The 25,947-nt window shown below is 39.8% G+C and carries 21 protein-coding genes; 9 read left to right on the top strand and 12 right to left on the bottom strand.

Annotated features, from left to right (window positions below):
* Positions 1-25: 25 nt before the first annotated feature.
* The 7 genes from AAGD16_RS17315 to AAGD16_RS17345 all read right to left on the bottom strand — a co-directional run bounded on the left by AAGD16_RS17315 (position 26) and on the right by AAGD16_RS17345 (position 6,838).
* On the bottom strand, positions 26-730 hold the full coding sequence (locus tag AAGD16_RS17315; RefSeq protein ID WP_076921792.1) for a TorF family putative porin: 705 nt from the start codon (positions 728-730) through the stop codon (positions 26-28).
* A gap of 8 nt (positions 731-738) precedes the next feature.
* The gene (locus AAGD16_RS17320; RefSeq protein ID WP_013463220.1) at positions 739-1,956 is read right to left on the bottom strand and encodes a BCCT family transporter; all 1,218 of its coding nucleotides are present in this window, start codon (positions 1,954-1,956) and stop codon (positions 739-741) included.
* 166 nt (positions 1,957-2,122) lie between these two features.
* The gene (gene betA / locus AAGD16_RS17325; protein WP_377115428.1) at positions 2,123-3,790 is read right to left on the bottom strand and encodes a choline dehydrogenase; all 1,668 of its coding nucleotides are present in this window, start codon (positions 3,788-3,790) and stop codon (positions 2,123-2,125) included.
* A gap of 9 nt (positions 3,791-3,799) precedes the next feature.
* Complete coding sequence (betB, locus tag AAGD16_RS17330) at positions 3,800-5,263, bottom strand: betaine-aldehyde dehydrogenase (protein WP_377115431.1); 1,464 nt, start codon at positions 5,261-5,263, stop codon at positions 3,800-3,802.
* A 1-nt stretch (position 5,264) separates the two neighbouring features.
* On the bottom strand, positions 5,265-5,840 hold the full coding sequence (gene betI / locus AAGD16_RS17335; RefSeq protein ID WP_377115749.1) for a transcriptional regulator BetI: 576 nt from the start codon (positions 5,838-5,840) through the stop codon (positions 5,265-5,267).
* A 438-nt stretch (positions 5,841-6,278) separates the two neighbouring features.
* A complete protein-coding gene (locus tag AAGD16_RS17340) occupies positions 6,279-6,581 on the bottom strand; it encodes a hypothetical protein (protein WP_024600891.1) in 303 nt (100 codons plus the stop codon).
* The gene (locus AAGD16_RS17345; RefSeq protein WP_013463225.1) at positions 6,581-6,838 is read right to left on the bottom strand and encodes a DUF3081 domain-containing protein; all 258 of its coding nucleotides are present in this window, start codon (positions 6,836-6,838) and stop codon (positions 6,581-6,583) included. Before AAGD16_RS17345 ends, AAGD16_RS17340 begins: the two co-directional genes overlap by 1 nt.
* 146 nt (positions 6,839-6,984) lie before the next feature.
* On the opposite strand from AAGD16_RS17345, the gene AAGD16_RS17350 reads away from it, so the two are divergent.
* On the top strand, positions 6,985-8,265 hold the full coding sequence (locus AAGD16_RS17350; RefSeq protein WP_064663025.1) for a flavohemoglobin expression-modulating QEGLA motif protein: 1,281 nt from the start codon (positions 6,985-6,987) through the stop codon (positions 8,263-8,265).
* Between the two features lie 213 nt (positions 8,266-8,478).
* Here AAGD16_RS17350 and AAGD16_RS17355 read toward each other — a convergent pair whose 3' ends face one another.
* The 4 genes from AAGD16_RS17355 to AAGD16_RS17370 form a co-directional block, all read right to left on the bottom strand.
* Positions 8,479-9,282, bottom strand: coding sequence for a DUF1338 domain-containing protein (locus tag AAGD16_RS17355; RefSeq protein WP_013463227.1), 804 nt, complete (start codon positions 9,280-9,282; stop codon positions 8,479-8,481).
* Positions 9,283-9,309: 27 nt separating this feature from the next.
* Complete coding sequence (gene astD, locus AAGD16_RS17360) at positions 9,310-10,776, bottom strand: succinylglutamate-semialdehyde dehydrogenase (protein ID WP_377115437.1); 1,467 nt, start codon at positions 10,774-10,776, stop codon at positions 9,310-9,312.
* 8 nt (positions 10,777-10,784) lie between these two features.
* Positions 10,785-11,819 carry an arginine N-succinyltransferase gene (astA, locus tag AAGD16_RS17365; protein WP_013463229.1) on the bottom strand — a complete coding sequence of 345 codons (1,035 nt, stop codon included), beginning with the start codon at positions 11,817-11,819 and terminating at the stop codon, positions 10,785-10,787.
* 81 nt (positions 11,820-11,900) lie between these two features.
* On the bottom strand, positions 11,901-13,106 hold the full coding sequence (locus AAGD16_RS17370) for an aspartate aminotransferase family protein (protein ID WP_033104201.1): 1,206 nt from the start codon (positions 13,104-13,106) through the stop codon (positions 11,901-11,903).
* Between the two features lie 191 nt (positions 13,107-13,297).
* Here AAGD16_RS17370 and AAGD16_RS17375 point away from each other — a divergent pair, with 191 nt between their 5' ends.
* The 3 genes from AAGD16_RS17375 (at position 13,298) to AAGD16_RS17385 (ending at position 15,532) form a co-directional block, all read left to right on the top strand.
* The gene (locus AAGD16_RS17375; RefSeq protein ID WP_013463231.1) at positions 13,298-13,726 is read left to right on the top strand and encodes an Lrp/AsnC family transcriptional regulator; all 429 of its coding nucleotides are present in this window, start codon (positions 13,298-13,300) and stop codon (positions 13,724-13,726) included.
* Between the two features lie 256 nt (positions 13,727-13,982).
* Positions 13,983-14,357 (top strand): hypothetical protein, encoded by a 375-nt coding sequence (locus AAGD16_RS17380; RefSeq protein WP_008112502.1) that lies wholly within the window; start codon positions 13,983-13,985, stop codon positions 14,355-14,357.
* Between the two features lie 149 nt (positions 14,358-14,506).
* A complete protein-coding gene (locus AAGD16_RS17385; RefSeq protein ID WP_013463232.1) occupies positions 14,507-15,532 on the top strand; it encodes a GGDEF domain-containing protein in 1,026 nt (341 codons plus the stop codon).
* A 1-nt stretch (position 15,533) separates the two neighbouring features.
* Here the strand turns inward: AAGD16_RS17385 and AAGD16_RS17390 are convergent, their stop codons facing one another.
* Positions 15,534-16,457 carry a hypothetical protein gene (locus tag AAGD16_RS17390; RefSeq protein WP_058155990.1) on the bottom strand — a complete coding sequence of 308 codons (924 nt, stop codon included), beginning with the start codon at positions 16,455-16,457 and terminating at the stop codon, positions 15,534-15,536.
* 384 nt (positions 16,458-16,841) lie between these two features.
* Here AAGD16_RS17390 and AAGD16_RS17395 point away from each other — a divergent pair, with 384 nt between their 5' ends.
* Genes AAGD16_RS17395 through AAGD16_RS17415 form a run of 5 tightly spaced genes read left to right on the top strand, consistent with a single transcriptional unit; the run spans position 16,842 to position 25,939 of the window.
* Positions 16,842-17,144 (top strand): isoamylase early set domain-containing protein, encoded by a 303-nt coding sequence (locus tag AAGD16_RS17395; protein WP_377115444.1) that lies wholly within the window; start codon positions 16,842-16,844, stop codon positions 17,142-17,144.
* Between the two features lie 9 nt (positions 17,145-17,153).
* Entirely contained in the window at positions 17,154-19,142 is a 1,989-nt protein-coding gene (gene malQ, locus AAGD16_RS17400; RefSeq protein ID WP_377115447.1) for a 4-alpha-glucanotransferase, read from the top strand.
* On the top strand, positions 19,143-21,365 hold the full coding sequence (gene glgB / locus AAGD16_RS17405; protein WP_058155994.1) for a 1,4-alpha-glucan branching protein GlgB: 2,223 nt from the start codon (positions 19,143-19,145) through the stop codon (positions 21,363-21,365).
* On the top strand, positions 21,358-23,421 hold the full coding sequence (gene glgX, locus AAGD16_RS17410) for a glycogen debranching protein GlgX (RefSeq protein WP_377115451.1): 2,064 nt from the start codon (positions 21,358-21,360) through the stop codon (positions 23,419-23,421). Before glgB ends, glgX begins: the two co-directional genes overlap by 8 nt.
* The gene (locus AAGD16_RS17415) at positions 23,414-25,939 is read left to right on the top strand and encodes a glycogen/starch/alpha-glucan phosphorylase (RefSeq protein ID WP_377115454.1); all 2,526 of its coding nucleotides are present in this window, start codon (positions 23,414-23,416) and stop codon (positions 25,937-25,939) included. The genes glgX and AAGD16_RS17415 overlap by 8 nt, the downstream gene beginning before the upstream one ends.
* Positions 25,940-25,947: the final 8 nt, after the last annotated feature.

Raw genomic sequence — 25,947 nt, forward strand, 5'->3', positions numbered from 1 at the left:
TTTTACTAAATGGTAAACCTAGTTATTACAAATCAAAAGTACGTGAAATAGCGAGTACAATTCGCTCATCGGCGTAATCGTAATCTAGGCTGGTATTCTCAGCAGCCACTTCAATGCCAAACCCTTCATAGCTTGTTTGGTACGCTAAGCGGTAATGATGATACGATTTATCGCCCTTAGCTTCATCCCATTGGAACTTATTGCCATCGAGTGAGTTTGAAATATCAAAGCTGGCACGAATCGCATGATTTGGCGCAAGCTCGTAAGTGTGCGCAATCATCGAAATCACATGGCCAGTATCGTAGCCAAAGTAATCCCAGCTGTACCAAAAGTTAAGCTCTGTTTGGCCGTAGTCACTGGTGTAACCAAATTTAGTATACGCTTCTGCGTAGTTACCATCGCTGTTATTACCTTGGTAAGTGTAATAAGCAATACCGTAATCCAGGCTTACTTGTTCGTTTAACTGAATGTATCGGCCTACATAAGCATCTAGTTCAAAGTCGGTGTCATCACCAAAATCTACATTTGATGCCCATACACCGGCATAAACACCGTTATCATACGCGTAGTCAAGGCTTGCTTGTAGCGCTGGATCGTTATCTGTTTGTGATACACCATTAAAGGTGTAATCAGATGCAGCCGTAATCGTTGTTGACCAGTTCGCCGCTGCCGTTGTTGATAAAACGGTGAACGGTAAAGCGATAAAAAGTTGTTTTAATTTATTGTTCATGTGTTTTCCTAGCTGATAGTTTCTATTTTTGTGTAATCAATTTTATTCGCTTTAGGCGATCCTTCGATATTGCTGACCGTTTTAAGTTTGCTGTAGGCAATAAAACCAAGGCAAATAAAGAATAACCCTATAACTAAAGCACCAACCCATTGAATTTGCAAAAACTCAAGCTTAAATAGCAATGTTAGTAGCGACAAAGCGACAACGTTCATGGCAATATATTTAAATTTACCAAAGCGTTTTACGGTTAGGTTTAAATTATCTGTGTATAGACGGATCAGTGAATCGAGCGAGTTAATAACAAATACGATACCTACAAACACCATAGCAAAGTTTTTGATTCCCTCGGTTGGAATACCAGCTTCATGGTAGTGATATAACACACTAAACCAGATAGCGATTGGAATCGATGGGAAAATCAGCATAGCACCAAGGACTTGATAGGTTTTTAAACCGCCCACAAAACGCGATGTAAATTGACCAATCATGATGCTCCACGCAAACCACCAAAATAAGTAAAACTCATGGTAATCATTCAGTGGTAATACAAACTCATTGATGTTGGCAAAGTAATTACCAATTAATCCGATGTTTTTAGTAAATGCAGAGAGTTCACTGTCGCCAAATAAGAAGGCATCAGCCCACATAAAGCCAATTAGGGCTATAAACAACCAAGTAGTTGCAATACTTAAAAAGCGTACATATTTAATATCGGTACTTGAATACACCGCAAAGCAAATAGCGGCAAGCACGATTAAGTAAAACGCAGGAATAACATTTGAGCCATCACCGAGTTCAGGTAAATACCACGGCAAGTTACTCAGTAATAAGTAAGCGGTAAACGCACAAGTACCAATAATGACCACGTTGTTTAAAAACTTAACCCATGGAATTTCAAAAAACTTCACTTTGGGTTCTATTACACAGAAATAAAAGCACGTAAGAAAATAAAATCCCCAAATTAAAAATCCCCAATAACCAAACTCAATTGAGAGAGGATTGGCAAATGCATATTCTGGGCTTGCTTTTATGTCTGCATAACCGGCAAATTCGGTTAAAGGAAACATAATAAGGCCAACGTCTAGGCCTGAGGTAAACAGGATTGCTATAAAAGTGAATGTTCTCACTGGTGTGACGCCTACTACGCGTACATTGCCCCATTTTATTAAAATAGTAACAATGGCAAGTAAGGTGAAAATAATGCCTGCATTAAGCCAAATAGTCATTATCGCCCTCCCAGAATGAATAAAAGTAACACATATATACTCCGTTTTTTATTGTGCTTGCATTAACACAGGCATAACCTATTTATGCTTGTGAGCCACTGCAAGGCGCATAAAGGCACTCCTTAAAGCATTTTGCTTAAAAGAGTGGCCTTTATGGCAGGCTAAATTAAAGGGTTTTATTTCGTTGTGAAGTTTGCCAATCAGTGGCATTCACAACATCAACTCCTGTATGAGTTAAGGGATTATTACCTAAAATAATGTCAGCGGCTTTTTCGGCCACCATAATGGTAGGGGCATTTAAATTACCATTAGGTATGGTTGGAAAAATCGACGAGTCAACTACACGCAAGCTTTGCATGCCATGCACTTGGGTATTTGAGTTAACTACAGCCATGTCGTCTTCACCCATTTTACAAGAGCAAGAAGGGTGGTAAGCACTTTCTACTGCTTGGCGCACAAAGGCATCAATTTGCTCATCCGTTTGAACTTGTTGCCCTGGTTGAATTTCTTCACCACGGAAGTCGTCAAAGGCAGGTTGTTCAATAATTTCACGCGTTAAACGTACGAACGCCCTAAAGCCTTCAATGTCGTCTTGATGCTCAAGATAATTAAACACAATCTTTGGCGGCTGCGTCGGATCAGCTGAGGCAATAGTGACACTGCCACGACTTTTAGGTTTGTTATGACCTACATGCACTTGAAAACCATGCCCTGCAAAAGCACTGCGTCCATCATAACGCATCGCTGCCGGTAAAAAGTGATACTGAATATCTGGCCATTCAACACCCGGTTTTGAGCGAATAAAGGCACATGATTCAAAATGATTAGTTGAGCCTAAACCTTTACGGGTAAGCAGCCATTTTGCACCAATCAAGCCTTTTGAAAACAAGCCTAATTTACCGTTTAAAGTAATCGGTTGTTTACACTTATATTGAAAGTAAAACTCTAAATGATCTTGCAAGTTTTGGCCTACACCTGGTAAGTGATGTTTTACTTCAACGCCTGCTTTCTCAAGTGCTTGAGTATCACCAATACCTGAAAGCTGAAGTAGGTGTGGTGAACCAATAGAGCCAGCACTCAAGATAACTTCTTTATTTGCTTGCGCTGTTTTTACTGCGTTATTGAGTTTGTATTCAACGCCGGTTGCTTTTTTACCATCTAAAATAACGCGCTGGGCGAGAGCACCGGTAACGATTGTTAAGTTGCTACGATGCTTAATAGGATCTAAGTACTCACGAGAGGCTGAGCTGCGCACACCGTTTTTAACGGTCATGTGCATAGGGCCAAAGCCTTCTTGTTGAGCACTATTATAATCAGCTGTAGTGGCATAACCCGCTTGAGCACCAGCATCAATAAAGGCGCTATACAAAGGGTTTTCCATGTTATTACCGTTATTAACGCCAAGGGGGCCTTTTCCACCACGATGGCTGTTTTCACCTAGATAAAAGCTTTCTGCTTTTTTAAAATACGGTAAACAGGCTTGATAATCCCAGCCATTAGCGCCATGTTGCTGCCATTCATCAAAATCTTTCGCATGACCACGTACATACACCATGCCATTAATAGATGATGAGCCGCCAAGCACTTTACCGCGTGGGCAGTGCATTTCACGGTTATCTAAGTACTTTTCTGGCTGCGTATGAAATTGCCACGCATACTTATCGGTATTCATTGGAATCGACAGAGCAGTGGGCATTTTAATAAAAATGCTTTTATCGCTGCCGCCGGTTTCAAGTAACAATACCTTGTTACTTGAATCTTCAGACAAGCGATTTGCTAACACACAACCTGCTGAGCCCGCGCCTACAATAATATAATCAAAAGAGTGGTTCATAATGATTCCTTAAAATGGGCTTTCTATGTCGGCCATACCAACATAAACAGACTTAGTTTGCGTGTAATGATCAAGCGTTTGTATACCGTTTTCGCGGCCGATACCTGATTGCTTATAGCCACCTACAGGCATTTCTGCCGGCGAGTTACCGTAAGCATTAATCCAACAAATACCGGCTTGTAGCTGATGAATAACGCGATGAGCACGTTTAATATCGCTGGTGAAAACGCCAGCAGCTAAACCTAAGTGAGTGCCGTTAGCACGTGCAATTACATCATCTTCGTCATCAAATACTAAAACGCTCATTACTGGGCCAAAAATTTCTTCTTTAACAATCGTCATCTCATCGTTGCAATCAACAAATACGGTTGGCGCTACAAAATAACCATTTGGCGCAGATGCTGGTGAAAGCGTTGAGCCACCGGTTAATAGCGTTGCCCCTTCTTCAAGGCCTTTGTTGATGTAGCTCATTACTAAATCTTGATGCTTTTTAGAAATAAGCGCGCCAAAGTTAGTGTTTAAATCTTGTGGATCACCGGCAATAATATTGTTTTCGGTGCGAGTTTTAAGCTCATCAATAAACTGCTGGTACACATTTTTGTGAACATAGATACGAGTACAATTAGTACAAATTTCACCTTGGGTATAAAAGTTCCCTAACATTGCCGCGCTTACTGCTTGCTCTATATTGGCATCGTCAAAGACAAGTAGCGGCGATTTACCACCTAGTTCCATAGTCACATCTTTTAATGTACCTGCTGCACTGGCGACGACTTTCTTACCGGTACCTACTTCACCAGTAAACGATACTTTTTCAATATCTTGATGTGCAGTAAGCCATTGGCCTACTTCACCCGCGCCTTGAACTACATTAAATACGCCAGCAGGGACGCCTGCTTCAATAAACACCTCGGCTAATTTAATTGCACCAAGCGGCGTTTCTTCAGACGGCTTAAAAATAAATGCATTACCCGCTGCAAGGGCAGGGCCTGACTTCCAACACGCAATTTGCAATGGGTAGTTCCATGCACCAATACCGGCGCAAATACCTAAAGGCTCTTTGCGTGTGTAGTAAAAGTCATCGCCAACCATTTGTTGTTGACCAACTTGTGCAGGGGCAAGGCCTGCAAAATATTCAATTACATCTGCGCCTGTTTCAACATCTACGCAGTTAGCTTCTTGCATTGGTTTACCGGTATCAAGCACTTCAACCAGGGCAAGCTCATCATTGCGCTCGCGTAAAATAGCAACGGCGTTTAGTAAAATACGGCTGCGCTCAATAGGGGTCATCGCTGACCAAACTTTAAAGCCTTGTTTTGCACTTTCTATCGCTGCGCTTTGAACATGCTGGTCAGCGATTTCAACGGCATAAATTACCTGGCCGGTTGCAGGATTTACTACATCAAATGTTTCGCCGCTTTTATTTGCAAGGAATTGGCCGTTGATAAAGTTTTGATAGATAGGTGTAGTCACGTTAGGCTCCATATTGCTTGATAAGTGAATGCACGTAGTTTTTAGCTAGTGATTCACTGTGTTTAAACTGATTTTCGTCTGATTGGCTTAATACGGCACGTAGCCATAAACCATCGATCATTGCTGCGGTTAATTCAGCCGCGAGGGTTGCTTGCGATAAAGGCATTAATTGCTTAAATGAAACGGTTAAATTGCTTTGCAAGCGTTTGCTGTTTACATTTTGTAAACGATGAAGTTCCTTATCGTGCATTGATTGCGCCCAAAAACTTAACCACGTCCGAGTGGTGTCTTTTCGTTGTTGTACTAGCGCAAAGTTTGATTCAACAATAAACATTAACCTTTGAGTTGCTGTGGTATTTTCATCAACCTTACTAATTAAGTCGTTTTTCAAGTTCGAGAGTAAGTAACGCACAGTTGCTTCAATTAGCCCCTGTTTCCCACCAAAGTAATGACTAATGATACCCGATGACATTCCTGCATTTTTGCTAATACTATTAATTGTGGTTGCTTGTAACCCTTTTTGAGCAACTGACTCTATTGTTGCGTCAATTAGCTGCTGACGCCTTACAGGTTCCATTCCAACTTTAGGCATAATTTTTATTAATTGATCGTTCAATAAAGATAAGCTTAAGGTAATAGCTCTAACAATTCAAGGTTCGTGCAAATGGTGAGTGTCTGAAATGTGGATAAATAATTAATAAAATAAGTCTAAAATGAAGTTATATTAACAAGCTGGATTTTTATTAAATATCATTTAATAACAATTTGTTACGTGTGTTTTTTTGATTGCTTTTTTCGGTGTATTTTTTTGTTTACATAATTGTTGAAACTTTTAGTGATTTATTTATTAGTGTGATAACTATTAGAGTACTAATTGTATTTTTTGTGAGCAGGTTACTTTAAAAAGCGGTAAGGCGAGTTTGTGGGAAGATCCAAGAAAAAAGATTTAGGAAGTGAAATATGAGATTAATTTACAGAAATGTTAACTAAGTGAAGAGATAAATAAAGACGCTGTTTAGGTTTCAACAACGCCTTTAAAGAGCAAAGGATAACGTCTCAAACGGTTGCCAATATAATCATCAGCCATAATTTGGTCGCAAATTTCATCAATGTTATCGGTCGCTTCAAATACCCAATCAAAGCGTTCTATTGCAAGTAAAAAACCGCGCTTTAAATGCGTTTGTGCCCGGTAATAAGCAAGGTTGTTTTTGATGAGTTGCAGTTTTTCAGGTTCTGCTTTTAATTGCGCAATAACTTGGTTAATAAACTGCAAATTGCGCGAACTGGTTGGTCTGTTTCTTCTATTTGTTGATCGCATCACTCTTCATTAGCTATGTTGTAAAGTTTTTTCAAAAAGTCGTCTTTGTGTTTGTCATGTTCATAATCAAGGTGATAAGTATTATGAAACCCAAAGCGAAGTAAAACACCACTGCCTTGTAAATAGACGGTATAGCCATCTATATCAGAATATGCAGTGATCCCTTGATAAAATTTACCTTCTTCTGTGACTTCTCCGCGTTGTTGAATGCGTTCGTAAACCGCTAGAATCTGTTTATTGTCGATTTCATTTTTCATTGTTTGTCCCTTTTATTTAATCACTCATACGCTATAGAAGTGAGGGTCGATCATCATAAAAACAATAGTCTAAAAAGTATGATATTGCTTTGTTATTTTTCATTTATAAATTATGCTCAAAGTTCACTTTTTGTTGAGCTTTTACCATGATAGACAAGGCGTTACTTTTAAAAACTCGTGAATTATCCGACCAACTCATTGCATTGCAAACACCCATTAGAATACTCGATGCAATAAATTGGGATAAACAAATTAAAGAGGAATTTTTTAGACAAAAATGTCAAAAAAATCCACTTATTGATCGTGCTTATTATCAACAGCGCGATTTAGGATTTGTTCCTAGCGAGTTGCGCCAAGCATTTTCAACACTGCACCGCAATATCATTAACCAGTTGGGGCAATTAAACCCAATTGCACAATATATGGGTAAAATGTGTACCGAGTATAAAACGGTTCTGAGCATGCTTGAATACCGCGGTACGCCAGAGTTTCATGACTTATCAGTGGAGCTATTTGGTCATCCTAAAGATTTGTTTCATGCTGGTGAGCCATCGCTATCAGAACTGGCTAATATGCTCGAACAGCCTTTAAAAAATTTACTTGCAGCGGATATTTTGCCTGAAGATCCTAAAAATATTGATGCCAGCGACGCGGTGCGGATTTTATCTGAACAGGTCAATGCCAGCATGCCGGGAATAAACGTAGAAGTGATGCTAAGTGATGGTATTGTCAGCGATGCGGCAGCAGGTGCTAATAATATTAAGCTCAATCAAGATGTTAAGTTTTCTCAGCGCGAATTAGATATTTTAGAAGTGCACGAGGGCTGGATCCATGTAGGCACCACTCAAAATGGCTTAGCGCAACCTTATTTAACTTGCTTGAGTAAAGGCACACCAAGCTCTACGGTTACCCAAGAGGGGCTTGCAGTACTGACGGAAATTATTACTCTTAAATCAACACCACGTCGTTTATCAAAATTAGTAAACCGTATTCAAGCGGTGACGAAAGTGATTGATGGTGCTGAGTTTATCGATATTTACCGAGATTACGTTGCTCAAGGTTTATCAAAAGACGACAGCTATACTCTTGCACAGCGCGTTTTTAGAGGCAGTACCGCAACCGGCTTACCCTTTACCAAAGATATTGCTTACATAAAAGGCTTTGTTTTAGTTTACAACTTAATTAGGGTGGCGATACAGCTTGGTCGAATTGATCAGTTGCCATTATTGCTGGTGGGTAAAATATCAATTGATGACTTTAGATTAATATCGCAATTGCATGACTTAGGTGTCATTGAAAATCCGCAATTTGTGCCGCCTCATTTTAAAGATTTAAGAGGCCTTGCTACGTGGCTCAGCTTTGGTCGATTTATTGGCGATTTGTCTTTTGAACAATTAGAAAATGACTATAAACCGTTGTTTTTATAATATTAAAGAGGAAAGCTGCTCCTTTTTTAGCAAAAAACGCAGTGGGAATAAGCAACTGCGTTTAAGTTTACACACATAAGCCTGCATGCCCATAAGGGGGCAATTAATTGTTCTCATTTTTTATTGTTTTATCGATACATAAAATTGTTTTAAACCATTCATTAGGCATAAAAAAAGCCCAAAAGTGGGCTTTTTAAATTCAACACACTTTGGTTATCGTGCGTTGGTGCTTTCAAATATTTTGTCTGCAGAGGCAGCGACAAAACCGGTGTAAATTTCACCATCAGGTTTTGGATAACGAATAGCAAACTCGTAAAAACAGCTAGGAATGCGCATATCGCCATCGCTAAAGGTTACGGCGTACTCATCAGCTAATGTTGATGATTGCTCTAATAGCACCTCTGGTGAGCCTTTTACTTCGCCTCCTGAAGTATTAAGTGAAAAACCTGCATCTTTAAGAGCTTGGTTTACATCATGGATGTTATCAAACTTAGCTAAGGTATTAATGTTCACAGTAAAGTGATTTGCACGGTAACCCCACGCAGACATCCACGCCGCATATTCGCTCTCTGCTAATAGCTTTTTGTAAGTATCAGTGCTTACTTGCCAATGTGTACCTGAATATAAAAAGTTATCGGCAGTCACCGCACTTTCGTCAATTTGTGCAACCATATCAGTAACAATTGCTTGAAGCTCAGGTGAACATTTTTCAACTAATAACTCAGAAATAAACACTTTAGGTTGCGTTGGATCGCTGTGCTCGTAGTGCTTAGCGTAGAGTTTTTTTGCTTCAAAATGGTACTCACCACATTCTTTGTAGCCAATGGCTAAAAAGTGTGCAGCTAGTTTTTCAAGGCCTACTTTTTCAATATTAAAAGTACGCAGCGCAATATGATCGTTGATTATGTCGTCTTTTTGCGTTGAGCCTAATAGGTCATGAATTTTGTCAGCCGATGGCGTTACGCTTAGGTAGTTTTGCCACAGGTTATCAAATAATGTGTTTACATCAGTATGCATGGTAAATCCTTAAATCTATTTAAATTGTTATTCAATTATTAAGCCCGGCGCGAGGGTTTGCGGTAAGTTAACTTTTTCTGACTCTACAGAGGCCACTGGGTATGCGCAATAATCTGCAGCGTAGTATGCACTGGCTCTGTGGTTGCCACTGGCACCTATACCACCAAATGGCGCTGCGCTTGATGCGCCTGTAATAGGGCGGTTCCAGTTAACAATGCCGGCACGAATACGTTTTAAAAAGTGACTGTAATCATCTTCGCTATCAGCAAGTAAACCAGCAGATAAACCAAAGCTGGTGTTGTTTGCTTCTGTTATAGCGCTATTGAAATCAGTGAAACGATATACTTTTATAAGCGGGCCAAAGTGTTCTTCATCGGCAATTTCGCTTATATTAGTGACATCAATAATGCCTGGGCTTACAAACCCAGTGCCTGATTTTAACTGTTTAAGCTCAACAAGAATCTCAGCACCTTGTTTAACTAGCTCAGCTTGCGCTGCAACCATGCCTAATGCGGCTTTTTCACTGATCATGGCACCCATAAAAGGTTGCTCGTCCGCAAAGCTATCGTCTACTAAGATATTTTTGGTGGCGCTGATCAGCCTTTCTAAAATAGCATCGCCATTGGGCGACTTTTCAATAAATAAACGGCGTGCACAAGTACAGCGTTGACCAGAGGTGATAAAACCAGATTGAATAATATCGTGCACGGCGGCGCTAACATCAGCAACATCTTTAACCACTAGCGGGTTATTACCGCCCATTTCAAGCGCTAAAATTTTACCTGGGTGGCCGGCAAATTGTTTATGCAATAAATGACCTGTGTTTGAGCTACCAGTAAAAAATAGGCCATCTATATCTTGATGTGAGGCCAGCGCTTTACCTGTTTCTAACTCACCTTGAACAAGGTTTATAACCCCAGCAGGTAAGCCTGCTTTTAACCATAGTTCTAAGGTAAACTGCGCTACATGAGGAGTTAATTCTGATGGTTTAAATATCACGGTATTACCGGCTAGTATGGCTGGTACAATATGGCCGTTTGGTAAATGCCCAGGGAAATTATACGGACCAAAAATAGCGACCACACCGTGAGGTTTGTGGCGAATAAAGGCTTTTGCACCAGGCATTGGGTTTTCGGTTGTACCAGTACGTTCATTGTAAGCACGGATCGCAATGGCCACTTTGCCTGTCATCGCGCCCACTTCTGTGCGTGTTTCCCATAGCGGTTTACCTGTTTCACGAGCAATAATAGTGGCAAACTCTTCGCTGTGTTCTTTTAGTTGGGCTACGAAGTTTTCTAAAATGGTAATACGTTGCTCAATTGGCATATCAGCCCATTGAACTTGCGCGGTTCTTGCCGCTTTAATGGCACTGTCAACTTGCTCTGCGTTGGCGCCATTACCTTGCCATACAATTTCACCATTACTTGGGTTAATAGAATCAAACGCTGGGCCTTTGCCTACAAGCCATTGATTATTAATTAGTTGTGTGTTCATAAATAATGTTACAGGCGGAAAAATCGCGCTGCATCTCCTTGTTTTAAATGAAGTGCATCAGCTACTTCTTGGCTGATGATTAAGGTGTGCTTTGCCTGATTGTAATGAGCATGTTTAGTAAATGTGGCTCTGAAATCGCTAACCCCTTGATTACAAATAGCAAGGGTGTCTGAGCTTTGCTCATTGATATGTTCAAGCTCGCCAATAGTAATAGGGCACACTTGTGAATCACGAATACTGCGAATATTACCGAGCTTTGCTTCTACTGTGGGGCCTGCGTCAAATAAATCAACATATCCGCGGTGTTCAAAACCTTCTTTTTCAAGCAGTTTAAGTGCTGGTTTGGTTTTATCATGCACATGGCCAATCACCGCTTGTGCTTTTTTGCTCAGCAAATTCACATAGATAGGGTATTTAGGCATGAGTTCGCTAATAAACACTTTATCGCCTAACCCCACTAAATGGTCGGCTTGTGGGAATTCAATGCTAAAAAAGTGTTCCTGCAACCATTGCCAAAATGGCGAGTGACCGTCTTCATCGCTAACACCACGCATCTCAGCAATTACTGTGTCGGCAAAGCGCTCACTGTGTTGCGCCATAAATAAAAAACGTGAACGTGATAAAAAACGTCCCGTTAAGCCTTTTCTACTGTCTTCACGTAAAAATAAAGTACATATTTCTGAGCAGCCAGTGTAGTCATTACACATACTCAAAATATCTACGGTATTGTAAACGTTTAAAGTGGGTGAATGGTGAACGGTTTTACCTAGATGATAATGATACAAAGGTACAGATAACCCGACGGCCGCTTCTATGGCGGTAGTACCAATTACCTTGCCGGTTTCACTGTCTTCTAAAACAAATAGATAGCTTTCGTCGATGGGCTTATCTACGTTTTTAGTAAAACTATTTTGCGCACGATCAATTTTTTCTTGTAGTTGCCCATCATCGACAGGTAAAGAGGTAAAGCCATGGCCAGACTCAATAGCAATCTCTTTAAGTGCTGCAAAATCATTGACAGTAATAGGACGTAATACTTGCATTAACTACTTGCTCCAACAACATATAAAATCCTGAGGTAAACGTGTGTTTGCCTCAGGACTTAGTTATGTTTTACTTAGTTATTAACCGTTTACTACATCGCTAACTGCTTTTTCAAAGCGAGCTAAGCCTTCTTTAATGTCCTCAAATGGGATCACTAATGAAGGTGTAAAACGAATAACGTTCATACCGGCTACTAAGTTCATTAAGCCGTTATTTGCACTTGCTACTAAAAAGTCACGAGCACGGCCTTCAAATTTCTCATTTAATACTGCACCGATTAGTAAGCCTTTACCACGGACTTCGCTAAATACATGGTATTTTTCATTAATTGCATTTAAGCCATCACGGAACATTTGTTCACGCTCTTTTACGCCATCTAATACAGCAGGCGTATTAACGGTATCAAATGCCGCTTCTGCAACAGCACAAGCCAACGGGTTACCACCATATGTAGAACCATGCGTGCCTACTTTTAGGTGTGCTGCAATTTCAGTGGTGGTGATCATAGCGCCAATTGGAAAACCGCCACCTAAGGCTTTAGCCGTCGTTAAGATATCAGGAACAACATCTAACCCTTCGTATGCGTATAAGTGACCTGTACGGCCAACGCCGGTTTGCACTTCATCAAAAATAAGTAGTGCGTTGTGTTTAGTGCACAGTTCACGTACTTTTTGTGCAAATTCATTAGTTGGTGGCACAATGCCGCCTTCACCTTGTAATGGCTCCATCATTACCGCACAGGTATCATCACCAATTAAGGCTTCAAAAGCGGCAATATCATTGTAGTCACAATGAACAATATCAGCAGGTTTTGGACCAAAACCGTCAGAATAAGCAGCTTGGCCACCCACTGTTACAGTGAAAAATGTACGACCATGAAAACCTTTATTGAAAGCAATAATTTTAGTTTTTTCAGCACCAAATTTATCTAGTGCAAAGCGACGTGCTAATTTTAATGCTGCTTCGTTTGCTTCAGCCCCTGAGTTTGCAAAGTAAACTTTTTCAGCAAACGTGGCATCAACCATTTTTTTAGCTAGACGAAGAGCTGGCTCATTGGTCATTACATTTGATAAGTGCCAAATTTTTTCGCCTTGCTCTTTAAGTGCACCGACTAATGCAGGATGGCAATGCCCTAAACAATTAACTGCAATACCACCGGCAAAATCGATAAATTCGTTATTGTTCTGATCCCACACACGTGAGCCTTCACCGCGAACAGGAACAACAGCCGAAGGGTTGTAATTAGGGACCATTACGTCGTTAAATAAATCTCTGGTTACTTGCATTTTTACACCTAAATTATTCACATAAAAAAATACGTTGCTGAAAAAATAACGATAAGGTCAGGATGATTCAGCAATACAATGTGTTTTACTTATTAAAAATGTCATTATCAAAGGTTATGAATGAAATTTGCAGTGCTATTTTGTGAAAAATGATTAGAATAATAGTCAAATTAACGAATTTAATTAGCATTATGATAACTCCCCAAGATGAAAAACTACTCTCAGTATTAAAAACGAACGCCCGCGCTAGCATTTCTGACTTAGCAAGGCATTTGAGTTTATCTCGTTCAACGGTGCAAAGCCGAATGCTAAAATTAGAGCAAAGTGGGATCATTAAGGGTTATAGCGTTGACTTTGGAGATGACTTTTTAAATAGCTTGGTCTCTGCGCATGTTTCAATAAAAGTAAAACAGAAGCTAACAACAAAAACTAATATTGAATTAAAGCAAATTGATGCGATTTCTCAGTTGTATGCAATCAGTGGAGAGTTTGATTTAATTGCTATTGTAGAAGCACAGAACCTTGAGCAGTTAAGCCACTTACTTGATGATATTGGTAACTTAGATGGGGTAGAGCGTACCCGTTCATCGGTTATTTTAGAGACTAAATTTAAGCGTTAATTCGATTTATTTAGTACATTCAGTGAGCATTAATTATTTGCATTTAAGCTAACTTGATTGTAGTCTACTTGATATTAGGAACAAGGAATGTTTTTAACCAAATCAATAGGCTTATTGCCCTGCATTTGTTGCAATCCTCCAGTACTTAAAAAATCTCATCAATACAGTTATTAATCTTATTAGCATTGGCTAATAAGGTGTGAGTGAAATAGGACGTTTTTGGCACCACTGGGCTAAGACTTTACAAGGAAATGTCATGAAATACACAACAATGGCTGCTGTGGCATTATTAATAGGTGGCTCATATTTAAGTGCAAAAGCGACTTTATTTGACCCTGCACAGAGCATAACGGTTGAAACTTACAGCGATATATTCTTCAAATTAGAATCCTCTCCTGTCAGCATTAATGAAATTATTACCGGGGCGAGTCAATTTGCCGATAGCTTGTGTGATGAAAGCATCTACCAAGAAGTAATTGGCGAATCGGTAAACTCATGTAAGCAAAAATTCAAACAATCTCAAGCACAATGTGCTGAGTTTATAATAAAAAATAACGAGCCTATGTACACTGATAAAGTGGCAATAACACAGCTCTCTGAGAAGTTTATTAATTGCATGACCAATAGCTAAAATAGCGCTTACAGTTCTTAATTTATTAAAAATGCGGCTCCTAAACTGGATGAGCATTGATGCTTTAATTTTTATTTAGCATATTCCACTGCGTGGTCTATGCTAAATTTTATTAATGCTCAAACGCCCAGTTTGCTTTAGGGAGTACAATGCAAGAAAATTTACTGAATTCAGTCATCAAAATAACAAAAAATAGAGATGTAGATTCTCTTGAATATAGTTTGATATCGACCATCCAAGAATTTATAGGCTGTAAAGAAGTCTCAGTTTATAAAGATATAGAAGTTCAAGGCCAACTGACTATTGAGCAAAGTCTTTGCTTAAAAGTGACGGGTGAAAAGCAATTCGAGTGGGTACAACGACAAATTGTTGCACAGCCTGAGGATGAACTTCTATCGTGTTTACGTTCTGCCTGTATTATTACTGTTCAGTCTGCCGATGGAATTGAACGCCGTTGGCTCCCCATTACCCGCCAAGAAAAAACAGTTGCTGCCATTTCTGTGGTTTCAAAAAGTTTAGATAGTTCGGCTCAAGTGATGCTAAATGCTTTTTGCCGCATATTTGAAAACTATTTAGTGATACTCCATGAAAACGAAAGAGACAAATTAACGGGTCTGTTAAATAGACAGACCTTTGAGAAAAAAATAAAACAGCTAATTGAAAAACAAGTATTAAAAATGCACGGCTCATCCCGAGATAAAGATAAAAGGCAACAAAAGCAGGCATCAACATCTTGGCTGGCTATTTTAGATATTGATCATTTTAAAAATATAAATGATCAATACGGTCATATCTGTGGAGATGAAGTGTTACTCGTATTAGCGCAAAAAATGCGTCACTTTTTTCGCTCAACAGATTTAATTTTTCGTTTTGGTGGGGAAGAATTCGTGATTGTTTTTGAGCCCACAGATGCTGACTCAATCAGTAATAAAATGGCTGAATTTATACAGCTCATTAGAGATACATCGTTTCCTTTTGTTGAAAATATGACGATCAGTGCTGGTTTAGCGCGTATTAGTCCTTATGATTTTCCAATTGCAGTGCTAGAAAGCGCAGATAAAGCGCTTTATTATGCAAAAAATAATGGCCGAGATAAATTTTGTATCTATGAAGATTTACTTGCCGAGAACTTAATCAGTGTACAAGTTAACTCCTCAGAAATAGATTTATTTTAAACTACTGCGGCTGAGGATGGCTTCGCTGCACTTTCACTTTGGTTACTTGGTCGAGCTTTATAAAATAAACATTGCCGCCAATGCCTTTAAACTCCTCATCGGTAAAGGCGATTGTATTGTCATCATAAAAGGTGATTGCCTCTTTTTGGGTTACAATACCTAAGTCAATTTTAAATACATCGCCAGAGAAAAACTTATCGCCTTTAAAGTTTTCAAACAGCCAAATACTGGTTGAATCTAATAGCGCGAGCTTTTTTCTATCTGGGCTAAGTGCTGCGGATGTGATCCAGCAAAGCTTTTCCATGGTGGTGCACGTTTTAAATGAATCTATCAGCTGGGCATCAAAATTCGCTGCATGGTCACCTACTTTGTAAACGTTAGTAATTCCATCGAATGGCTCTGTGCGATTTTTAGTAAACAAGTATAAATGTCGACCAAAAGCCACAAACGCTTCTAAGTCATAATTACGTTGATCAGGTTGTATTGGGCTGCCATCTAATTCTGGGTAGGTAAACTTTATAATTTCAGCTTCTGTTGTATTGGTTTTTATATCTATAGGGTTTTCTATTTTATAAATTGTTAGCCATTTACGATCATTTTTATTATTACCAAAGTCGCCTAAAAAGAAATGACCAAACTTATTTTGCGTCATATCTTCCCAATCTATATTTTTTGCATTCGTGACGAGTACTTCTTTTGCAATTGAACCATCGTCATTGAGCCTATAAAGCTTAGGCTCGTCGCCACTGTCGTTAATAGCCCAAAGCCGTTTATGTTTATCAAACTCAATGCCTGAAATTTCTTTTAGTTTTGGGTCTACAGAGACCACCTTTTTACTATATAGTGTATAAATTGAACTGCCTACAACAGCCGTAATGATGCTAAAGACGATAACAGAAGTAATAAGGATGCTTTTTTTCAACATTGTATTTAAGTGTTCATCGGGTTGGCTGAGTAGATAGTTATTATCGCTGATGATGTTGTTAAGCTAAAGGTTTTTATAGTTTTAATGTAGTAATAAAAATTAATAAGTGTGTGTATAAGGACAAAAGCAAATTAATTAGCTGTTATGGTGTAGTTGGTTTAAAAGTTGCTCAGTTGCAGTGCTTACTTAAAAATCAGTTTTAATGGTTAAAATTGCACCAAACCAGTGCGGTAAAATAAATAACGCACTGTAATAATGCGTAAATAAAGTTTTGATTAACTTTAAAGCTGTTTTTATGTGAATGAATGGATTCCACATCGCCTTTTTAAGCTGTTTGGCCTGTGGCAAAGATGAATAACCCTTATGGTTTAGTTGGAGCCTATTATGTTGAATAAACGCTTTTTTAAAACAAAAAATGAAGCAGAAGTAACCTTTGAATTTTCTCACCCAGATGCAGATGATGTCAGTTTACTTGGAGAATTTAATGATTGGCAGCCGGTGCCAATGAAGCACAACAAAAAGCTTGGCGTATTTAAATGCAAGCAACGTCTTCCCGTTGATAAAGAGTTTCATTTTCGCTATTTAATAAATGGTAAACAGTGGGATAACGATCATCAGGCTGATGGGTATATTGCTAATAATTTTGGTACAGAAAATAGTATAGTAAATACACAACGCATTAATTAAGGTCGCTGAATGGACGCACTATCGCAATTGTTTTATTTGCATGGTATTGGTTACGAATACACTAAGTATACGGGTGAACACGTTATATTTAGCGAAGACACCCGTATATCTGCTTTGCACTGCTGTGGCGTTGACACGCGTGATACGTCGCAAATAACCCAGTTAAATTATCAATTGGATGCGGCTACATGGTTAACACTCGCACCTGCTGTTAGCATAATAGATCAGGCTAGTAATGTGCTAAAGGTGCGTGTTAATGAAGCTGATACGCATCACAAAATTACATTAACTGTGGCAGCATTAAATATAAAGCTGCAATTTGAACACATTGCTCAGTATGCAGCATTAGGTGAGTACTTTGTAAATGGGTGTCGTTATATAGAAATAGCGCTACCACTGACGCATTTACCAACCGGTTATTATGATGCGTTATTAACGATGGGTGAGCAATCAGCTAAAACACAAATTTGGTCTACCCCTGAACAAGCCTACCAAATAGCGGATAAAAAACGCTTTGGCTTATCAATTCAGTTATATACATTAAAAAATAAAGCCGGACTCGGGATTGGCGATTTTAGTGATTTACTTGAGTTGGCAACCTTATGTGCAAAGCAAAATATGGATTATATTTTACTTAACCCATTGCACTTATTGTTTGCAGATAACCCTGAGTGCGCCAGCCCCTACAACCCAAACAATCGTGCCTTACTCAATCCGCTATATATCGCAATTAATTTATCGCCAGACAGCTTTAACAATCCGGATTTAACTGAGTTGTTATCTGCTTATACCTCAAGTAAATACAGCGACCAAGATGTAGCCTTTATTGATTATAAAACGGTTACTGAGTGTAAATATGCTGCTTTTAAGCTGCTTTTTAAGCATTTTCAACAACAGGGCAGTCAAGCACGGCAAAACGAATTTAGTGCGTTTTGTAAACAGTACAATGATGTGCTGGCTATGTTAGAAACTACAGAGCCCACATTTGAATATTACCTCCAATGGCAAGCACACAGCCAACTTACGCAATGCCAACAGCATTGTATTGTCCAAGGGATGGCGATTGGTTTAATTAATGATTTAGCGGTGGGCTGTGCTAATGAGGGCACTGAATTTAAATATCAGCAGGGATTATTTAGTCAAGATGCAACCCTTGGTGCACCACCAGATCCTTGGGCACCTAACGGCCAAAATTGGGGGCTACCAGCAATAAACCCGCAGCGCCTTGCTGACAATAACTATCAGTTTTATCGTTCACTCATACGCGCTAATATGGATGCAGTAGGCGGGTTACGAATCGACCATGTAATGGCGATTAGGCGTTTGTGGTGGTGTTTCATAAACAATAATACCCAAGATGGCTGTTATGTGTACTACCCATTTGAGCATTTATTAGCAATTTTAAAAATTGAATCTCATCTTAATCAGGCCATAGTAATAGGCGAAGATTTAGGGGTTGTACCACCTGAGGTAAAAGAGGCACTGGTTGATAGTGGCATTTTCTCAAACAGCTTATTTTATTTTGAAAAACAACAAAATGATGAATTTGTAAATAGCGATGACCTTAGCGATCAATGCCTGCTAATGATAGCCAATCATGATGTACCGCCATTTGTGGGCTGGTGGCAGCATAGCGATTTAAAAATTAAACAGCAGTATGGGCTGATTGATACTGATGAGTATCAGCAGTTAGTTCAGCAGCGAGAGCAAGAGCAACACCGGTTATTACGCTTTTTAAATCCACAAAACACTTCCTTTTCACTTAACACGGATGCTTTTGATGTTTATAGCGCTTTGGCTGTATGTTTAGCTAAATCGCCGTCTCGTTTATTTGCATTACAGCTTGATGATTTAGACAAGCAACACTACCCAGTCAATATTCCTGGCACCGATAAAGAGTATCCTAATTGGCGACGGGTACTCACACATACATGCGACGATATTTTTAAAGATAATGCTGCTCTTTTGGCTGCAATACATTCAATAAGGAATGCGTAAATGGGCAGTACTAAAAATAGGGTATCAACGCAATTAGTTGATTATGACGCACAGGTAAACGCATTAACTGCAGGGCGATTTAAAGACCCGTTTAGTTTTTTAGGCGCGCACAACACCCAAAGTGGCACTGAAATACGCGTCTATTTGCCAGCGGCATTACGCGTCGAACTGTTAATTGATGGTCAAGTTATTAGCACGTTACGCTATAAACACAGTGATTTATTTATCGCTGAGTTATCAAGCATGCCTAGCAGTGTTTACCAATGCCAGGTTAGTTATGAAAATAGCGATGTTACATTTTATGATGAATACAGCTTCAGCAGTACATTGGATGAACAGGCTATGTACTTGTTTAACGAAGGTAGCCTTGAGCATGCTTATACTCACCTAGGTGCGCAATTTACTACACAACAAGGGGTAGATGGTGTTCGTTTTTGTGTGTGGGCGCCTAATGCCGCCAGTGTATCGGTTATTGGTGAGTTTAATTTTTGGCAAGCGAATCGCCATTTTATGCGATTTCATCCGGCAAGTGGGGTATGGGAATTATTTATCCCGGGTTTAAGTGCAGACATGTGCTACAAATTTGCTATTACTACGCTCAGTGGCGAAGTTTTAGATAAAGCCGATCCTTTTGCATTTAAAATGCAGCAAGCACCGGGCACTGCCAGTATATTACAGTACAAACCAGCGCCTATTTTGCTAAGTGAACAAGCGATTATAAATCGCCAAAAGCGTAATCATATTGATGCCGCTATTAGTATTTATGAAGTGCACTTAGGCTCTTGGCAACGCGCTGAGCATAACCGTTACTTAAGCTACACCGAGCTTGCAGATAAGCTTGTAGGCTACGTGATTGAAATGGGGTTCACGCATTTACAACTTATGCCGATCAGTGAATACCCGTTTGATGGCTCTTGGGGTTATCAGCCAGTAGGGCTGTTTGCACCTACGAGCCGCTTTGGTGATTACAACAGCTTTAAATACTTAGTTGAGCAATGTCATAAAGCTAACATAGGCATATTACTTGATTGGGTTCCTGGGCACTTTCCAAGCGACCCACATGGCTTACATTGCTTTGATGGCACCCATTTATACGAACACGCTGATATGCGCCAAGGGTTTCATCCTGATTGGAACACTTATATTTATAATTATGACCGCCCTGAAGTAAAAAGCTTTTTAATTTCTAATGCGATGTATTGGCTTAGCCAATTTGGCATAGACGGACTGCGTGTAGATGCGGTGGCGTCAATGCTTTACCTTGATTACAGTCGTAAAGAAGGACAGTGGGTAGCTAATTGTTATGGCGGTCGAGAAAACTTAGGGGCAATAGAGTGCCTAAAACAAGTGAACTTACGCAGTTATAAAAATAACCCCGGCATTATGATGGTTGCCGAGGAGTCAACGGCTTGGCCTGGGGTCACGCAAAGTGTTGAACACAATGGCTTAGGTTTTGGTTATAAATGGAATATGGGCTGGATGAATGACAGCTTAGATTATATGCAGCAAGATCCGTTATTTAGAAAATATCACCATCATAAAATGACATTTTCTATGGTGTATGCATTTAGTGAAAATTATATTTTACCGCTCAGTCATGATGAAGTGGTGCATGGCAAGGGATCACTACTAAACAAAATGCCCGGTGACGATTGGCAGCAGTTTGCAAACTTACGTGCTTATTATGCGTTTATGTGGGCACATCCAGGCAAAAAATTACTGTTTATGGGCGCCGAAATAGCACAGCGTAAAGAGTGGGATCATGACCATTCACTAGACTGGCACTTGCTTGAGCATCAAAGCCATCAAGGGATTCAGCATACGGTTAAACGTCTTAATCAAGTGTATCAAGCGCATCCATCTTTATATGAGCTCGATAGCTGTGCAACGGGCTTTTCATGGATAGATAATAATAACAGCCAGCAGAGTATGTTTAGCTTTATTCGTTATGCTAAAAATGCTGACCAGTTTATGGTTATTGTCGCTAACTTTACACCAACGGCTTATCAACACTACACCTTAGGTGTGCCAGCGAAGGGCACATATAAAGTGGTATTAAATACCGATGAAGTTTGCTTTTTTGGCTCAGGTTATCGTGTCACAGAGGATAAAAACCAGCTTATCCATTCAGTCGTTCAGCCAAGTCATGGGTTTGATCACAGTATTACAGTTAATATTGGTGGCTTAACCACACTTTACTTAGAAAAGGTGAATGATGAGTAATTGCTTTGAGGTTACTCAGGGTGCGCCTTTGCCACTGGGTTCGAGTGTACAAAACCAAGGCGTCAACTTTGCCTTGTATGCCCCTAATGCAAGCCAAGCTTTTGTGTGCTTATTTGATAAAAGTGGTCATACAGAAATATTAAAAATAGCCATGAATATTAATGAAGGCGGCGTATGGAGCATTCATATAGCCCCATTAAGCACAGGCGCATTGTATGGCTTTAGGGTTGATGGCGAATACATCCCAGAAAAAGGCATGTTATTTAATGAGCATAAATTACTGATTGATCCGTATGCAAAAGACTTGTTTAACGAATTTACTTGGAGCGAACGTCATTACGGGCAAATGCCCATTGGCACTAAAAGCGTGGTTAATAATGCGATAGATATGCCTAAATCAAAAGTGACTGCGCCGGTTGCTTATTCAAATAATAAGCCACAGCATAGTTGGGCCAATACCGTTATTTATGAGTGCCATGTTAAAGGTGCTACCTGTCGCCATCCTGATATCCCTAAAGCGCTACAAGGGACATTTTTAGGTTTGAGTCATCCCAGTTTTATTGAGCATTTAAAAAGTTTAGGGGTAACGGCTATTGAGCTTTTGCCTGTGCATGCTTTTATAAGCGAACAGTTTTTAACCGCTAAAGGACTGCAAAATTACTGGGGCTATAATAGTCTTAATTTTTTTACTCCTCATAAAGACTATTTGGTTAATGACGATATAAACGAATTTAAACAAATGGTGAGTGAGTTACATCGCGCCAATATTGAAGTTATTTTGGATGTGGTATACAACCACACCGCAGAGGGAGGAAATGATGGCCCTATTTTATCTCTGCGAGGGCTCGACAACCTGACATATTATCGCACCATTGAGCGGCAACCCAATGTTTATATTAATGATACAGGGTGTGGCAATACGTTAAATATCGATCACCCTAAAACCTTACAATTGGTACTCGACAGCTTACGTTACTGGGTTGAAGTTATGGGCGTTGATGGCTTTCGATTTGATTTAGCCACCATTTTAGCGCGTTCAAATACGGGCTTTAGTGCGTCTCACACCTTTTTACAAGCAATTGCCCAAGATCCTGTGTTAAATAAAGTTAAACTGATCAGTGAGCCGTGGGATATAGGCCCTGGTGGTTATCAGCTTGGTGCATTTCCTTCACCTTGGCGAGAGTGGAACGATCAATATCGTGATGTGATTAAACGCTTTTGGCAAAGTGAAAAAGGCATTATTAGTGATGTGGCAAAGCGTTTACATGGCTCGTTTGATATTTTTGAACACAGTAACCGAGGCCCGCTAAATAGCATTAACTTTATTACCAGCCATGATGGGTTTACGTTAGCCGACTTAGTCAGTTATGAGCAAAAACATAACCAGGCCAATGGTGAAAACAACCAGGATGGCCATAGCGCTAATTATTCGTTTAACTGCGGGGTTGAGGGATTTACCAGCGACCCAGAAGTAATGAGTTTGCGCTTACAACAACAAAAAAACTTTCTACTCACCTTATTACTCTCCAAAGGCGTGCCAATGATAGCCGCTGGCAGTGAGATGGCGCACTCGCAAGGCGGTAATAATAACGCTTATTGTCAAAATAATCGCACCAGCTGGCTTGCCTGGAAAGACTCACAACTGAATCATTCATTGATTCAGTTTATTGATGATGCGCTAAAAATCAGGCGTGGTCACAGTGCATTTAAACACAGTGTGTTTTTGGATGATATTGATGAGCGCTTCACCGTTAAGTGGTTTACCGAGCAAGGTAAAAAAATGGATGAAACACATTGGCATGAAGATACACGGCAATTTTTAATGTATAGCTTACTTGATAAGCAAAATAAGCATGCGTTATTAATTATTCTTAATGCTAGTAAACTGCCTGTGGTCTGCCAATTACCACAATCGCCCATTATCGCGCCATGGACGTTAGTATTATCAAGTGTAAATAACGCATCATCTGTTATTCAAGAAGATGCAACCGTGAATATTTCAGCACAAAGTAGTTGGGTTTTTAGTGCCAATTTAGAAGGCGATGATTATGACTAAGCAAGACGAGCAAGTGTGTGTAGTAAAAGGCTGGCAAGCAGGCCCAGTGATAGACGAAAGTACTTTAAGTGATGATTTAACACGACACTTTTATTACACCTTAGGGCGTGATATGGTGGGCGAGTCACAGCTGTATTTGTATCATGCATTAGCACTGACGATCAGAGACCGGTTAGTGGCACGCTGCAGGGAAACCAATCAACAAATAAAACAACAAAAACGCCGTAAAACAGCCTATTTATCGTTAGAGTTTTTAATGGGCAGAGCGCTGGGTAATGCAGTATTAAATCTAGATTTAGAATCACAAGTTACAAAGGCACTGCAAGCTTACTGTACTGAGCTTGAAAGTGTTGAACAAGCTGAGCATGATGCCGGTTTAGGCAATGGCGGCTTAGGGCGACTAGCGGCCTGTTTTTTAGATAGCTGTGCCAGTTTAGCGCTGCCAGTAGTCGGTTACGGTATTCGTTATGAATATGGCATGTTTAATCAGTCAATAAAAGAGGGTAATCAGGTTGAGCAACCAGATAACTGGTTACGAGAAGGTCATCCTTGGGAATTAAGCGCACCGGAGCAAGCTAAACGGGTTAAGTTTTCTGGTTATGTACAAAGCTACACCGATAAATTTGGCCGTGAGCATCGCCAATGGATCAGTTCTCAAGATGTATTAGCAGTGCCTTATGATGTACCTATTCCGGGCTATAAAAATAATATTGTTAATACCCTTAGACTTTGGAAGTCTGAAGCAACGGACGAATTTAATTTAACAGAATTTAATGCCGGAAGTTATTCTGAAGCAGTAGCACAAAAAAATCTCGCTGAGCAAATAACCATGGTGTTGTACCCTAACGACAGCAGTGAAAATGGTAAAGAGCTGAGATTACGTCAACAATACTTTTTATCATCGGCAAGTATTCAAGATGTACTTACACAATGGATTGAACAATACGGTAATGATTTTACTGAATTTGCTCAGCATCATGTGTTTCAGCTTAACGATACCCACCCAAGTATTGCGGTTGCCGAGCTGATGCGAATTTTAGTTGATGACCATGAACTGGATTGGGATCAGGCATGGAATATCACCACCAAAACCATGGCTTACACAAATCATACCTTACTACCAGAGGCATTAGAGAAGTGGTCGGTATCGTTATTTGCTAAATTATTACCGCGTATTTTAGAGATTATTTATGAAATTAATGCCCGCTTTTTAGCCGAGGTGGCCATGCATTGGCCAGGTGATGTGCAAAAACAACGGGATTTATCATTAATTGAAGAAGGGGGCGAGCCGCAAATACGTATGGCCTTTTTAGCCATTGTCGGCAGTTACTCTGTCAATGGTGTGGCAGCGCTACATACGCAGTTATTAACCGCGGGTTTGTTTAAAGATTTTTACGCGCTATGGCCTGATAAATTTAACAACAAAACCAATGGTGTTACTCCACGGCGCTGGCTTGCATACTGCAATCCGAGTTTAAGCCAGATCATTAGCGAAAAAATAGGCAAAGACTGGATAGGTGATTTTGCACAAATTGGCCAATTACGTCGTTACTACGATGACCCGCAGTTTCATATAAAGTGGCAGCAAGCAAAACAGCAAAACAAACAACGCTTAGTTGATTTAGTAAAACAAAGATGTGGCGTAGAGTTTGATATCAATATGCTATTTGATGTGCAGGTAAAACGTATTCACGAATATAAGCGCCAGTTACTTAACATTTTACACGTTATTCATTTATATGACCGCATACGCCGTGGCGACACACAAGGCATGGTGCCTCGTTGCGTTTTATTAGGTGGTAAAGCAGCACCGGGTTACATGATGGCTAAAAAAATCATTAAACTCATTAATAATGTTGCTGAGGTGATCAATAAAGACCCACAGGTATCTGCTTTTCTAAGAGTCGCGTTTTTACCTAATTATAATGTCACCGCCATGGAAACCATTTGCCCTGCAACGGACTTATCGGAGCAAGTATCAACCGCTGGCAAAGAGGCTTCAGGTACCGGCAACATGAAGTTTATGATGAATGGCGCGCTAACAATAGGCACCCTAGATGGCGCTAATATCGAAATACGTGACGCTGTTGGGGCTGAGAACTTCTTCTTATTTGGCGCACAAGCTGAGCACATTGACGACATAAAAGCACATTATAACCCCAGTGAAATAATTGCGAATAACCCTGATTTGAATAGTGTGATGCACTTACTCGAAAGTGGCCATTTCAATCTATTTGAACCTGGCTTATTTGACGATGTGATTAATGGCATTAAAAGTAACAACGATCCTTGGTTAACCGCCCATGACTTTGCCAGCTATATAGCTGCGCAACGTGATGTTGATAAAGCCTATGCAGATCAAACCTACTGGACTCAAATGAGTATTTTAAATACTGCCGCCAGTGGCTCATTTTCTAGTGACAGAACAATTAGTCAATATTGTGATGATATATGGCATTTAACTCCACTAGATACCACACACCAAACAGTAAAAACAAACACTGACACTAACAGCTGACACTAAAC

The sequence above is a fragment of the Pseudoalteromonas sp. M58 genome (assembly GCF_042604605.1).
GTDB lineage: Bacteria > Pseudomonadota > Gammaproteobacteria > Enterobacterales > Alteromonadaceae > Pseudoalteromonas > Pseudoalteromonas tetraodonis.

Coding starts and splice junctions, on each gene's coding strand:
- AAGD16_RS17320 (WP_013463220.1), bottom strand. CDS start 1,956: ATGACTATTTGGCTTAATGCAGGCATTATTTTCACCTTACTTGCCATT.
- AAGD16_RS17370 (WP_033104201.1), bottom strand. CDS start 13,106: ATGCAAGTAACCAGAGATTTATTTAACGACGTAATGGTCCCTAATTAC.
- glgX (WP_377115451.1), top strand. CDS start 21,358: ATGAGTAATTGCTTTGAGGTTACTCAGGGTGCGCCTTTGCCACTGGGT.
- AAGD16_RS17340 (WP_024600891.1), bottom strand. CDS start 6,581: ATGCGATCAACAAATAGAAGAAACAGACCAACCAGTTCGCGCAATTTG.
- AAGD16_RS17390 (WP_058155990.1), bottom strand. CDS start 16,457: ATGTTGAAAAAAAGCATCCTTATTACTTCTGTTATCGTCTTTAGCATC.
- glgB (WP_058155994.1), top strand. CDS start 19,143: ATGGGCAGTACTAAAAATAGGGTATCAACGCAATTAGTTGATTATGAC.
- betI (WP_377115749.1), bottom strand. CDS start 5,840: ATGGAACCTGTAAGGCGTCAGCAGCTAATTGACGCAACAATAGAGTCA.
- AAGD16_RS17315 (WP_076921792.1), bottom strand. CDS start 730: ATGAACAATAAATTAAAACAACTTTTTATCGCTTTACCGTTCACCGTT.
- AAGD16_RS17375 (WP_013463231.1), top strand. CDS start 13,298: ATGATAACTCCCCAAGATGAAAAACTACTCTCAGTATTAAAAACGAAC.
- AAGD16_RS17380 (WP_008112502.1), top strand. CDS start 13,983: ATGAAATACACAACAATGGCTGCTGTGGCATTATTAATAGGTGGCTCA.
- betA (WP_377115428.1), bottom strand. CDS start 3,790: ATGAACCACTCTTTTGATTATATTATTGTAGGCGCGGGCTCAGCAGGT.
- AAGD16_RS17350 (WP_064663025.1), top strand. CDS start 6,985: ATGATAGACAAGGCGTTACTTTTAAAAACTCGTGAATTATCCGACCAA.
- AAGD16_RS17345 (WP_013463225.1), bottom strand. CDS start 6,838: ATGAAAAATGAAATCGACAATAAACAGATTCTAGCGGTTTACGAACGC.
- astA (WP_013463229.1), bottom strand. CDS start 11,819: ATGCAAGTATTACGTCCTATTACTGTCAATGATTTTGCAGCACTTAAA.
- AAGD16_RS17395 (WP_377115444.1), top strand. CDS start 16,842: ATGTTGAATAAACGCTTTTTTAAAACAAAAAATGAAGCAGAAGTAACC.
- astD (WP_377115437.1), bottom strand. CDS start 10,776: ATGAACACACAACTAATTAATAATCAATGGCTTGTAGGCAAAGGCCCA.
- AAGD16_RS17415 (WP_377115454.1), top strand. CDS start 23,414: ATGACTAAGCAAGACGAGCAAGTGTGTGTAGTAAAAGGCTGGCAAGCA.
- AAGD16_RS17355 (WP_013463227.1), bottom strand. CDS start 9,282: ATGCATACTGATGTAAACACATTATTTGATAACCTGTGGCAAAACTAC.
- malQ (WP_377115447.1), top strand. CDS start 17,154: ATGGACGCACTATCGCAATTGTTTTATTTGCATGGTATTGGTTACGAA.
- AAGD16_RS17385 (WP_013463232.1), top strand. CDS start 14,507: ATGCAAGAAAATTTACTGAATTCAGTCATCAAAATAACAAAAAATAGA.